The organism is Pseudomonas sp. CFII64, from assembly GCF_000416235.1.
Lineage (GTDB): Bacteria > Pseudomonadota > Gammaproteobacteria > Pseudomonadales > Pseudomonadaceae > Aquipseudomonas.
The window spans coordinates 42,475-55,960 of sequence record NZ_ATLO01000043.1; the positions used below are offsets into that span (position 1 = coordinate 42,475).

Annotated in this window: 5 protein-coding genes and 1 pseudogene; 4 read left to right on the forward strand and 2 right to left on the reverse strand. The window is 61.4% G+C overall.

The features are described from left to right. The first annotated feature begins 85 nt into the window (after positions 1-85). Positions 86-1,999 carry an arginine decarboxylase gene (gene speA, locus CFII64_RS20330; RefSeq protein WP_020292718.1) on the forward strand — a complete coding sequence of 638 codons (1,914 nt, stop codon included), beginning with the start codon at positions 86-88 and terminating at the stop codon, positions 1,997-1,999. Positions 2,000-2,251: 252 nt separating this feature from the next. After that, the gene (locus CFII64_RS20335; RefSeq protein ID WP_020292719.1) at positions 2,252-3,643 is read left to right on the forward strand and encodes a contractile injection system protein, VgrG/Pvc8 family; all 1,392 of its coding nucleotides are present in this window, start codon (positions 2,252-2,254) and stop codon (positions 3,641-3,643) included. A 212-nt stretch (positions 3,644-3,855) separates the two neighbouring features. Here CFII64_RS20335 and CFII64_RS20340 read toward each other — a convergent pair whose 3' ends face one another. Further along, positions 3,856-5,205 carry an MATE family efflux transporter gene (locus CFII64_RS20340; RefSeq protein WP_020292720.1) on the reverse strand — a complete coding sequence of 450 codons (1,350 nt, stop codon included), beginning with the start codon at positions 5,203-5,205 and terminating at the stop codon, positions 3,856-3,858. A gap of 342 nt (positions 5,206-5,547) precedes the next feature. Here CFII64_RS20340 and CFII64_RS20345 point away from each other — a divergent pair. Next, a pseudogene (locus CFII64_RS20345) lies at positions 5,548-10,478 on the forward strand (alpha-2-macroglobulin). 139 nt (positions 10,479-10,617) lie between these two features. Here the strand turns inward: CFII64_RS20345 and CFII64_RS20350 are convergent. Then, the gene (locus CFII64_RS20350; protein WP_020292721.1) at positions 10,618-10,911 is read right to left on the reverse strand and encodes a hypothetical protein; all 294 of its coding nucleotides are present in this window, start codon (positions 10,909-10,911) and stop codon (positions 10,618-10,620) included. A 95-nt stretch (positions 10,912-11,006) separates the two neighbouring features. Between CFII64_RS20350 and pbpC the strand changes: the two genes are divergently transcribed. Beyond that, positions 11,007-13,373: a peptidoglycan glycosyltransferase PbpC gene (gene pbpC, locus CFII64_RS20355; RefSeq protein WP_371106459.1), complete on the forward strand. Its 2,367-nt coding sequence runs from the start codon at positions 11,007-11,009 to the stop codon at positions 13,371-13,373. The last annotated feature ends 113 nt before the right edge of the window (positions 13,374-13,486 follow it).

A 13,486-nucleotide genomic window follows, 5' to 3' on the forward strand; every position in this document is an offset into this window, starting at 1 on the left:
GGCGCCAAACCGTCATTTCCACTCTTTACACTGCGCCCAGCCCGATTTCCGGCTGGCGCTATCTGACTTTTTATAGGGGACTTCGATGTCCGTACGACGCACACGCAAAGACGATGGCAGCCAATGGACCGTTGCGGACAGCCGCAGTGTTTATGGCATCCGTCATTGGGGGGCCGGTTATTTCGCGATCAACGAAGCCGGTCGCGTTGAAGTTCGCCCCAATGGGCCGAAAAGTTCGCCCATCGATTTGTACGAGCAGGTCGACAATCTGCGTAAAAGCGGTCTGTCCCTGCCATTGCTGGTGCGTTTCCCCGACATTCTGCAGGACCGTGTTCGCCAGCTGACCGGCGCGTTCGACGAAAACATCGCGCGTCTGGAATACCAGAGCAAATACACCGCGCTGTACCCGATCAAGGTTAACCAGCAGGAAGCGGTGGTCGAGAACATCATCGCCACGCAGAACGTTTCCATCGGTCTGGAAGCCGGCTCCAAGCCTGAGCTGATGGCCGTGCTGGCTCTGGCGCCGAAAGGTGGGACCATCGTCTGCAACGGTTACAAGGACCGTGAGTTCATTCGTCTGGCGCTGATGGGCCAGAAGCTTGGGCACAACGTGTTCATCGTGATCGAGAAAGAATCCGAAGTTGAGCTGGTGATTGAAGAGGCCGCCGAGCTCAAGGTCGCGCCACAAGTCGGCTTGCGTGTGCGGCTGTCGTCCCTGGCGTCCAGCAAATGGGCTGATACCGGCGGCGAGAAATCCAAGTTCGGTTTGTCGGCCGCGCAACTGCTGTCGGTGGTCGAACGCTTCCGCAAGGCCGGTCTGGATCAGGGCATTCGTCTGCTGCACTTCCACATGGGTTCGCAGATCGCCAACCTGGCTGACTATCAGCACGGCTTCAAGGAAGCGATTCGCTACTACGGCGAGCTGCGCAACCTCGGCCTGCCGGTGGATCACATCGACGTCGGCGGCGGTCTGGGCGTGGATTACGACGGCACCCACTCGCGCAACGCCAGCTCCATCAACTACGACATGGACGATTACGCCGGTGTCGTGGTCGGCATGCTCAAGGAATTCTGCGACGCGCAGGGCCTGCCGCATCCGAACATTTTCTCCGAAAGCGGTCGCTCGCTGACCGCTCACCACGCAATTCTGGTGGTGCAGGTCACCGACGTCGAGAAGCACAACGACGAAGTGCCGAAGATCGAAGACAAGGAGAGCCTGCCGGAAACCGTGCAGTGGCTGGTGGACCTGTTGGGCCCGACCGACATCGAAATGGTCACCGAAACCTACTGGCGCGCCACGCACTACATGAGCGACATCGCCACCCAGTACGCCGATGGCAAGATCGGTCTGGCCCAGAAAGCCCTGGCCGAGCAGTGCTACTTTGCGGTTTGCCGTCGTCTGCACAATTCGCTCAAAGCCCGCCAGCGCTCGCATCGTCAGGTGCTGGACGAACTCAACGACAAGCTTGCCGACAAGTACATCTGCAACTTCTCGGTGTTTCAGAGCCTGCCGGACACCTGGGCTATCGGCCAGGTGCTGCCGATTCTGCCGCTGCACCGCCTGAACGAAGAGCCGCTGCGTCGCGCCGTGCTGCAAGACCTGACCTGCGACTCCGACGGCAAGATCAAGCAGTACGTGGACGAGCAAAGCATCGAAACCAGCCTGCCGGTCCACGCCTTGAACGAAGGCGAAGACTACTTGCTGGGTATCTTCCTGGTGGGCGCGTATCAGGAAATTCTCGGTGACATGCACAACCTGTTCGGTGATACCGACTCGGTGAACATCTACCAGAACCCGGATGGCAGCGTTTACCACGCGGGCATCGAAACCCACGACACCATCGAAGACATGCTGCGTTATGTGCACTTGTCGCCGGAAGAACTGATGACCCATTACCGGGACAAGGTCGCCAGCGCCAAGATCAGCCCGCGCGAGCGCACTCAATACCTGGACGCATTGCGTCTTGGTTTGACGCGGTCTTCTTACCTGTCGTCTTGATGTAGGCGTCCTGCTCGATTCCCTGTAGGAGGGAATTTATTCCCGAAAGCGGTGGTGCAGACGACACTTATTTGTCGACTGAACCATCGCCTTCCCCGATGACTCCGGTCCCACGGCGCCATGCCGTATCCCATCGTGTAATCCCCATCCCTTTTCCGCTGTAGGCAACTTCCTAATCTGCGTTTGGCTCTCTCCCCCGCGTATGTTCTCGGCCAGAATTCCCGGCCGCGACCACGTAAGAGAAGCCGACCCATGCATGACGAACCTCACTTTCGCCTGGACATCGCCAATCTGCTGGACGGCTTGCAAGTGTTGTCGTTTGCCGGGACGGAAGCGATTAGCCAGTTATTCGCGTTTGAGCTGGAAGTGCTGATCGATGACCCTGAGCTGGATTTGCACAGCCTGATGTATCGGGCGGTATTTCTACATTTCATGGGGCGCACGCGTGGGGTGCATGGGCAGATCCACGGTGCCGAGCGCAGCCACTTCAAGCCCGGTCCCGCCTGCTACCGACTGAGCGTCGGGCCGCGCCTGGCCTGTCTGGGACAGCGTTATACCCCGCGCATCTTTCAGGACATGACGACGCCGCAGATCATCCGCCGGGTGTTGCTGGAGCATGGCATTCGCGATGACAGCTATCGCTTTGATCTAAAGGCCGAATCTCCGCTCAGAGGCTACTGCGCGCAATATCGCGAAACCGATCTGCAGCTGGTTCAGCGGCTGTGCAGCGAGGAGGGCATCCACTACCATTTCCAGCATTCGCCCCAGGGCCACGAAATCATTTTCGGTGATGGCTTGCGAGGCTTTCGGCCGACGCCGACGGCGCGTTATTCGGGCATGCCCATGCAGGATGGCGTCAGCCGTTTCTCCGTGGACACTGCAAGCGCTGATCGATCGCAACAGGTGGTGGCGGGTGAAAGCACGTTGCCGTTTGTCGCGGCCGGGCATCTGTTGCCGCTCAAGGGGCATCCCGATGCGGCATTCAATCATCTGTGGCTGGTCACCGCGGTGCAGCATCGCGGCTTCGATCCTCGGCAGTTGGGCGCGCGGCGCAGCAACGACGCGGCGCTCTATATCAACCACTTTCAGGCAACGCCCTGGGAAATCGTTTTCAAGCCGGAGCCCATGGCCCGCCCGTCAATGCCTGATATCCAGCGGGCATGCGTCGTTGGCACGACGCACGAGGCAGTTGCTCACGATTCGGCGGGACGCGTAAAAGTCCGACTCGATTGGGTCGATCAGGGCAACGGCGCTTTGTACGGTGAGTGCTGGCTGCCGGTTGCGTCCCATCTGGTGGAGACATTGCGCGGCGGTATGCAGGTGGTGGTCAGCTGTGTGGATCAAGACCCGGACCGTCCGCTGATAACGGCACGTCTTCCTCAGTCCGGAGATACGTCAGTTGATGCGGCTCCCCGCGCGCCGCAGATCAAGTGCATCGAGGCCAATCTGCCAGTGCTGCCGTTTATCGGTGACGAGCGGTGCATCCAGGTAGATGACGGGCCGCGCATCCGTTATGAGCACGGCAGCACTTGGTCAGTCTGCGTCGGCGACAGCAGTATCACGCTGGATGCCGATGGTTTGAAGCTCGTCAGCCCGCGGATTCTGTTTTCGGCGCTGAACGAGTCGCCAGATGATTCTCTGTAGGAGCCAACTTGTGGCGAGACGCCCGACTGTTTTCACAGGATCCGTAGGACCGACGTTAGCCGGGAGGGCGCCAGGTCTGACGACGCAACTGCTGCGAATCTACCGGCCTCCTCCCGGCTAAAGCCGGTCCTGCGAGGGCAAATCAACTTCAATCAAGATGGTATCCACACATCCACACATCCACCGGCAGAAAATCTGCCGCACGGCACCGTTCAATGAGCCGGACCACTGAACCATTCGCCCGTTTTGCTCAGGCGCCATGCGGTGACGCTCAAGGTCGCCCCGCGAATCAGCATGAACAGCAGCAATGTCAGCCACAGGCCGTGGTTGCCGAAGTTTTGCGCGGCGTAGGCGATGGGCGCAATGATGACCACGCTCAGCAGCATGGCGTTGCGCATTTCCCGAGCGCGTGTGGCGCCGATGAACAAGCCGTCAAGCAGATAGCTTGCGACCGCCAGCAGTGGCAGTGCGGCCAGGTACGGCAAGTAGATGAAAGCGGTGTCGCGGACTTCGGGAATATCGGTCTGCATCTGAATGAACAGATGTCCGGCAACCGCGAACAGCAGGGCGAAAGCGACGCTGGCGATCAATGACCAGCCGCCGGCAACGGTCAGCGAGCGGCGCAACGCCGAGCGGTCCCGAGCGCCGATCGCGTGACCGCATAACGCCTCGACGGCATGCGCCAGACCATCCAGCGCATGGGCCGTCAGGAGCAGGCCATTAAGCAGCAAGGCATTGGCGGCCACTGTCGCATCGCCCAACCGCGCGCCTTGCACGGTAATCAGAAAGAACACCGACTGCAGGGCCAGGCTGCGAATGAAAATGTCGCGGTTGACGGCCAGCAACGGCCGCCAGTTCTGCCACAGTTTCAGCGCGCTCCAGGCGAGCTGTCCCGGCCAGTCGCGCAGGGTCCTCTGCGTCAGGGCCAGCCCCAGCAACGCGCCCGTCCATTCCGCCACAACCGAGGCGCGCGCGGAACCGACCACGCCCCAGTCCAGGCCGATGACGAACCAGAGATTCAGCGCAATGTTGACCAGATTGGTGGTCAACAGGATCGCCAGCGGTGCCTTGGCGTTCTGGGTGCCAAGGAACCAGCCGACCAGCGCGTAACCGGCCAGCGAGGCGGGAAGCCCGAACAGCCGGGTGTGAAAGAACGCTTCGGTCAGCTGCTGCAAATCCGCCGACGGTTGCATCAGGGTCAGGGCCAGATGACTGAACGGCAGGCCGATCACACCCAGTAACAGCGCAAGGCCCATCGCCAGTAACAGACCCTGCACCAGAATCTGCCGCAACGCCGCGCCGTCGCCGCGCCCGGCCGCTTGCGAAGCAAAGCCGGTGGTGCCCATGCGCAGGAAACCCATGGTCCAGGCCAGAAACGTGTACAACGTCGCGCCCACGGCCACGGCACCCAATTGATGGGCATGGGGAAGATGGCCGATCACGGCGCTGTCGACCAGCGCCACCAATGGCACGGAAATATTGGAAAGAATCATCGGCGCCGCCAGCGCCCAGACCCGTTGATGGGTGGTGCGATGGCGCCAGTCGTTGAGCAAAGTGGACATTGAGGCTCCCGGGCAAGGCGGGCATTGTAGAGGGCAACCAAGGTCTGCAACACCGTTGGAGATTTTATGGTCGGAATGCCTGGCCGCATGGGAGCGCGGCTTTGTGGGAGAGGACTTGTCCTCGATAGCTAGCCCAGACAACGGTAAGCCGCCTGACCCATATGCAGTGCTGAAACTACCAATCGAGGACAAGTCCTCTCCCACAGGTCGCATCCCAACAGTTGGCCTGAGTGGCGCTGAGAACAATGTCTCAATCCCGATGTCTATTTTCGCGCCGCGTCATATTGGATGCGCGGCTGCTATATAGTCTGTCCCTCTCAATCGTTGCCATATGAGTGCCCCATGCTTAACAAAGGATTGTTTCTGGCCTGCGCGCTTGCGCTGCTGAGTGCCTGTGATTCCTCCACTTCCGACAAACCGGCTGCGGTCTCCGCGCCCGCCGCGCAATCAGCGGCCGTGGAGTCGAACAAGCCCAAGCCGGCGGTGGACATTCCTGCGTTGAGCAAGCGGTATGCGGGGCGTGAGTTGACCGTGGTTGATGTCTCGGAAATCCAGGTCGACGGCGCCAGCACGCTGTCGGTGAGCTTTTCCGTACCGCTGGACCCGGAGCAGAAGTTTGCTGAAAAACTGCACTTGGTGGACAGCAAGAACGGCAAGGTCGATGGCGCATGGGAGCTTTCGGACAACTTGATGGAACTGCGGCTGCGGCATCTTGAACCTCAGCGCAAATTGGTGCTGACGGTTGACCCCGGCCTGCTGGGCGTCAACAAGGCCAAGCTGGCCGCCGAGTTCGTCAGCCGTCTGGAAACCAAGGACTTGCAGGCAACCGTCGGCTTCGCCAGTCGCGGCAGCCTGTTGCCGACTCGCTTGGCCGAAGGTCTGCCGGTCATCGCGCTGAACGTCGACAAAGTCAACGTCGAGTTCTTCCGGGTCAAATCCGACGCGTTGCCTTCTTTTCTGAGCAACTGGGGCGGCTCCTCCAGCTTGCAGAGCTACGAATCCGAAGACTTGCTGGCCCAGGCTGATCTGGTGTACGGCGGCCGCTTCGACCTGAACCCGGCGCGCAACACGCGGGAAACCGTGTTGCTGCCCATTGCGGGCATCAAGGCGTTGCAGCAGCCGGGTGTGTATCTCGCGGTGATGAAAGCGGCGGGCAGCTACAGTTACTCCAACTCCGCCACAGTGTTTACCCTGAGCGACATCGGTTTGTCGGTGCATCGCTACGCCAATCGTCTGGACGCTTTCACCCAGGCGCTGGAAGGCGGCAAGGCCCTGAGCGGCATCGAGCTGGAACTCTACGACAGCGACGGCAAGGTGATCGGGCAGGCCAAGACCGACTCGGCGGGCCACGCCTGGTGCTGGCGCATAAAGACGAACAGACCAGCATGCTGCGTCTGGACAGCTCGGCGCTGGATCTGGCCGAATTCGACATCACCGGGCCCGGTGCGCATCCGCTGCAATTCTTTATCTTCGGCCCGCGCGATCTGTATCGTCCCGGCGAAACCGTGCTGCTCAACGGTCTGCTGCGCGATAACGACGGCAAGGACGTGAAACCGCAGCCGGTCACCGTTGAAGTGCGTCGCCCGGACGAGCAGGTCAGTCGCAAATTTGTCTGGGAAGCCGACAAGACCGGGCTTTATCAATATCAGCTGCAGTTGTCAGATGAAGCGCCGACCGGGCGCTGGCAACTGGTGTTTGACCTGGGCGATGGCAAGCCGCAGCTCTATGAATTCCAGGTTGAAGACTTTTTACCGGAACGCATGGCGCTGGAAATCAAGGCCAGCGACACGCCGATTGCTCCGGCAGACAACGCGACCTTCGCTATCACCGGTCGCTACCTGTATGGCGCGCCGGCGTCCGGCAATAACCTGACCGGCCTGCTGTATGTGCGTGCGCTGCGTGACGCGGTGCCTGCATTGCCGGGTTATCAATTTGGCTCGATCACTGAAGAAGAGCTCAAGCAAGACCTGGAAATCGAAGCCAGCACCCTCGACGAACAAGGCAAGCTGAGCATCGATGTGGAAAGCCAGTGGTCCAAGGCCAAGTCGCCGTTGCAGCTGATTCTGCAAGCCAGCCTGCAAGAGTCGGGCGGGCGGCCGATTACCCGGCGTCTGGTGCAACCGGTCTGGCCGGCAGAGCAACTGCCAGGCGTGCGTCCATTGTTTGGCACCGACAAGAGCGCTGGCGACAGTGAAGACGATTACACCAACGGCCTGGCCCAGACTGATGGCGACGGCCCGGCGGAATTCGAAGTGCTGGTCGCCGACAGTGCAGGCAACAAGCTGGCCGCCGAAAACGTCAAGGTGCGGCTGGTTCGCGAGCGTCGCGACTATTACTGGAACTACTCGGACAACGATGGCTGGAGCTATCACTACAACGAGAAGTACCTGAACCTCAACGAAGAAACCGTCAGCATCAAGCAAGGCTCGACCGCCAAGGTCACGTTCCCTGTGGAATGGGGTCCATACCGCGTCGAAGTCGAAGACCCGCAAACCGGTCTGGTCAGCAGCATGCGGTTCTGGGCCGGTTATCAGTGGCAGGACAACGCCGAAGGCGGCGCGGTGCGGCCCGATCAGGTCAAGCTGGCGCTGGACAAACCGGCTTATGCCGATGGCGATAGCGTCAAAGTCACAGTAACGCCGCCGTCAGCGGGCAAGGGTTATCTGCTGGTGGAATCCAGCGAAGGTCCATTGTGGTGGCAGGAAATCGATGTCCCGGCTGAAGGCAAGGCGTTCGATATCCCGCTGGACAAAAAATGGGCGCGTCATGATTTGTACGTCAGTGCACTGGTGATTCGTCCCGGCGAGCGCAAGGCCAACGTCACGCCCAAACGTGCCGTCGGTGTATTGCACCTGCCGCTGGATCGCAGCCAACGCAAGCTGGCGCTGAGCATCACGGCGCCCGAAAAAATGCGTCCCAAGCAGCCGCTGAAACTCAAGGTACTGGCCAAAAACGCTGATGGCAGCGTGCCCAAGGAAGTCCATGTGCTGGTGTCGGCGGTCGACGTCGGCATTCTCAATATCACCAGCTACGCGACGCCGGATCCGTTCGCCAGCCTGTTCGGCCGCAAGTCCTACGGCGCCGATCAGCTGGACGTCTACGGGCAGCTGATCGAAGCCGGACGCAATCGTCTGGCTTCCCTGGCGTTCGGTGGCGACGCCGCGCTGGCCAAAGGCGGCAAGCGGCCGGAAACCAGCGTGACGATTGTTGCCCTGCAAAGCGCGCCAGTAACGCTCAACGAGCAGGGCGAAGGCGAAGTCAGCGTGGATATTCCGGACTTCAACGGCGAACTGCGCGTCATGGCGCAGGCCTGGACCGGTGACCGTTACGGCATGGCCGAGGCGAAAACCGTGGTCGCCGCGCCGATCATTGCCGAGCTGTCGGCCCCGCGTTTCCTGGCGGGCGGCGATCAGACCACTGTGGCCATGGACGTCTCCAACCTGTCCGGCAAGGCGCAAAAACTCAACGTGCTGCTCAGCGCCGAGGGCCAGTTGAGTCTGGCCAATGGCGAGATCACTCAGAGCGTGCAATTGGCTCAAGGCCAGCGCAAGACGCTGCGCATTCCGGTCAAGGCGCTGGGCGGTTTCGGCCAGGGCAAGATCAAGGTGCTGGTGCAAGGTCTGGATCTGCCGGGCGAAAGCCTGCCGCCATTCACTCGCGAGTGGACCATCGGTGTGCGGCCGGCGTATCCGGCGATGCTCAAGCATTACCGCGCCGCTATTACCGATCAGCCATGGAACCTGCCGGAAGGCGCGCTGGAAGCTTTCGAGCCCGCCGGGCGTGAAGCGCTGCTGGCGGTGTCGAGTCGTCCGCCGCTGAATCTCGGCGAGCAGATTCGTGCGCTCAAGGCTTATCCGTATGGCTGCCTTGAACAGACCGCCAGCGGCTTGTACCCGTCGTTGTATGCCGACGCGGCAACGCTCACGCGGTTGGGACTCAAGGGCGAGCCGGACGCAGCACGCAAGCGCAGCGTCGAAATCGGCATCGAACGTCTGCTGGGCATGCAGCGCTACAACGGCAGCTTTGGCCTGTGGAATTCGGACGGCGAAGAAGAATACTGGTTGACGGCTTACGTGACCGACTTCCTGTCCCGCGCTCGGGATCAGGGTTTCGCCGTGCCGCCGGACGCGTTGAAAAAAGCCAACGAACGTTTGCTGCGTTATTTGCAGGAGCGTAACCAGATCGAGGTGAGTTACAGCGAAAACGCCGAACACACGCGCTTTGCGGTGCAGGCCTACGCCGGTCTGGTGTTGTCCCGCAGCCAGCAGGCACCGCTGGGTGCGCTGCGCAGCCTGTTTGATCGGCGTGACGATGCGCGTTCCGGTCTGCCGCTGGTGCAGTTGTCCATCGCCCTGGAAAAAATGGGCGACAAACCGCGTGCCGATCAAGCCATGCAGGCCGGACTGGCGGCGGGTCGCAAAGCCAACGAATGGCTCGCCGATTACGGCAGCCCGCTGCGCGATCAGGCGCTGATTCTGGCGCTACTGGAAGAAAACAATCTGGCGGCCGACAAGCGTGATCAGCGTCTGTTTGCCCTGGCGGACGAAGTGGCGGCCAACCGTTATCTGTCGACGCAGGAGCGCAACTCGCTGTTCCTCGCGGGCCGTGGCTTGCTGGGCAAACCGGAGAAAAACTGGAAGGCGATCCTCCGCAGCGGCAGCGAAACCAGTGAAATCAACAGCGCCAATCCGGGCCTCAAGCTCGAAGGTGCGTTGCTGGCTTCGCCGCTGTCCGTGCAGAACGCGGGCAGCGAGACGCTGTATCAGCATCTGACCATCTCCGGTTATCCGGCTCAGCCGCCGGTGGCCGGAGGTGAAAACCTGAGCATTCGTCGCGAATATCTCAGCTTGAATGGTGAAGAGGCGAATCTGGCGGCTCTGAAAAGCGGGCAGCTGTTGCTGGTGCACATCGAAGTGAAAGCCAGGCAGCGAGTGCCGGATGCATTGGTAGTCGACCTGTTGCCTGCGGGCCTGGAGCTGGAAAACCAGAATCTGGCGCAAGCGGCGGCCAGCCTCGATGACGCCAGCGAGTCGGTCAAGCAATGGAAGGAGTCGATGGAAAACGCAGGGATCAAGCACCAGGAATACCGCGCCGATCGTTATGTCGCGGCCCTGGATCTCAGCGGCGGCAACACCGTCCACTTGCTGTATCTGGCCCGTGCGGTGACGCCGGGCATCTATCGCGTGCCGCCGCCACAGGTGGAGTCGATGTATCGGCCGAACTGGCAGGCGTTGGGTGAAGCGCCGGCGCAGTTGGTGGTGAAGGGGAAATAAGGAGCGGGTGGAACTGACTTGTGGGGTCGGCTTGTAGGGCCGCTTGTGGGACTGGTTGGAAGGACCGGCTTTAGCCGGGAGGGGCGGCATCGGTGAATGTACCTGCCTCTTCCCGGCTGAAGCCGGTCCTACAGTGCGCTTAATGAATAATCCAGCTCAACAGCCACAGTCCCAGCACCAGCCAGATGATGCCCGCGATAATCGAGGCGCGCATGAAGGCGCGGACGGCCGAGTAGAGCAACATCAGCCCGACAATCAACGCCAGAATGCTGATCAGCGAAGTGTCCATGCCCAGCGTGCGTGACAAGCCGTCGACGAAGTTGCCGCCGGCGTGAGTGAACAGATTGAATATCCATTCCAGCCCATCGACGATGAAGCGAATTACCGCGCCGAGCGCCTGGCCAAGCCATTCGAAAAAGCTTTCTACCTGCATATGTACGTCCTGATGAGATTCATGGAAAAACGCAACTGTTCGCTTTGGCTGTCCGTTGGCGCAACGAGTTCCGTGGATCATAAAGGCTCTTGGCCTTGAAGCTGCGAATACTTGCGAAACTCAGGCGCCCCGGCCCTGCAGGTCGAGTCGTGCGTTGGCTGCTTGGCTTACTGTTGCTGGTGGTTGCCCTGCTCTGGCTCGCCGACCGCATCTGGCCGCTGCCCTTGCCCAAGGATGATCTCGCCCGTGTCGTGCTGGCTGAAGATGGCACGCCTTTGTGGCGTTTCGCCGATGCCAATGGGGTGTGGCGTTATCCGGTGGCGACGACGCAGGTGTCGCCGTATTACATCGAAGCGCTGCTGACCTACGAAGATCGCTGGTTCTACAGTCATCCCGGCGTCAATCCGCTCGCGTTGGGCAGAGCGGCCTGGCAAAACCTGCAAGGCGCGCGCGTAGTGTCGGGTGGCAGCACGTTGTCGATGCAAGTGGCGCGACTGCTTGATCCCCATTCGCGAACCCTGCCCGGCAAAGTGCGCCAGCTGTGGCGCACGATGCAGCTGGAATGGCAGTTGTCCAAGGACGAGATTCTCGGCATTTATCTGAATCGCGCACCTTTCGGCGGCACTTTGCAGGGGGTTGCGGCGGCCAGTTGGGCGTATCTGGGTAAATCCCCGCTGCAACTGACTCGTGCGGAAGCGGCGTTGCTGGCCGTGCTGCCCCAGGCGCCGAGCCGCTTGCGTCCGGATCGCCATCCGCAGCGCGCCCAGGCGGCGCGGGACAAAGTGCTCAAGCGTCTGGCGGAGTTTCAGGTCTGGCCGCAATTGGCGGTCAACGAAGCCCTGGAAGAGCCGCTGCTGTTGGCGCCGCGTCAGGAGCCGACGCTTGCGCCGTTGTTGGCGCGACGCCTGAATCGGCCGCACAGCCCGCCGTTGATTCGCACCACCCTCGACGCCGCGCTGCAGCGTCGCCTCGAAGATCTGCTGCTGGGCTGGCGCGCGCGTCTGCCGGAGCGCACCTCGGCGGCGATTCTGGTGGTCGAGGCGCAGAGCATGGCGGTGCGCGCTTACGTCGGCTCCGTGGACATCAATGACACCAAGCGATTTGGTCATGTGGACATGGTCAGCGCGCTGCGTTCGCCCGGCTCGACGCTCAAGCCGTTTTTGTACGGCAAGGCCATGGATGCGGGGCTGATTCATTCCGAATCGCTGCTGCAGGATGTCCCGCGCCGTTATGGCGATTACCGGCCGGGCAATTTTTCTGCGGGCTTCAGTGGGCCAGTGGCCGCCAGTTCCGCGTTGTCCATGTCGCTGAACCTGCCTGCGGTGCAATTGCTCGAAGCCTACGGGCCGAAACGCTTTGCCGCCGAAATGCGCAACGGCGGCGTGCCGTTGACCTTGCCGCCGTTGGCCGAGCCGAATCTTGCCTTGATTCTCGGCGGGGTCGGCAGTCGCCTGGAAGAGTTGGTCGGTGGCTACAGCGCCTTTGCTCGCGGCGGAAAAAGCGCCGACATCCGCCTGCAACCCGACGACCGTTTACGTGAGCGAAGCATGATGTCGCCGGGTGCGGCGTGGATCGTGCGCAAGATTCTCAGTGGTCAGTCGCGTCCCGACCTGGACCTGCATGCCGAGCTGGTGCAACGCCCTCAGCTGGCGTGGAAAACCGGCACCAGTTATGGCTTCCGTGATGCGTGGGCGATAGGTGTCGGGCCGCGGTTTCTGGTTGGTGTGTGGATCGGTCGCCCGGATGGTACGCCGGTGCCGGGACAGTTCGGCCTCGCGTCGGCCGCGCCGTTGATGTTGCAGGTTCACGATGTGCTGACCAATCGCGACAGTCAGCGCGGCATCGTCGCACCGGTCCAGCCAGTGCCGCTGAATGTCGGTGTCGCAGCGATCTGCTGGCCGCTGGGGCAGCCCATGGACAAGAACGATCCCAACTGCCGTCGCCAGCGCTTTGCCTGGACGCTGGACGGCACGACGCCGCCCACCTTGCAGGCCACCGATCAGCCGCTGGGCCTGGGTTTGCAGGAAAAAATCCGCGTCAATGCCAAGGGGCTGCGGGTCGGTTCCGGTTGCCCTGACGCGCAGGTCGAGGACATCGCGCTCTGGCCCGCGCCGCTGGAACCCTGGTTGCCCCGCTCTGAGCGCCGCGAAGCACGCTTGCCTGCCGCCGATCCCGATTGCCCGCCTCAAGGCCTGAGCCTGGCTGCGCCCTTGACCATTGTCGGTGTGCGCGACGGCGATCATTTGCGCCTGCCGGCGGGCAGTCATCAGGCGCTGCGCCTCAAGCTTTCTGCGCTGGGTGGCAGCGGTCGTCGCTGGTGGTTTATCGATGGCGCGCCCACCGCCGATACCGCCAATCAGGACAGCTTCGGCCCGACCCTGACGCGCCTGGGTCGCTATGAACTCAGCGTGCTCGACGAAAGCGGCCAGACCGCCAGAGTGATATTCGATCTGGTGGATTGAGGTTTATCCGTCGCGACTTGTCTCGTAAATTCCGACTATAACTTTTGTATGTCGGCGACTCGTGCGTTGTGTTTATACGAGCAACCTGTTGATTAAATTGAATTTATTTTCAG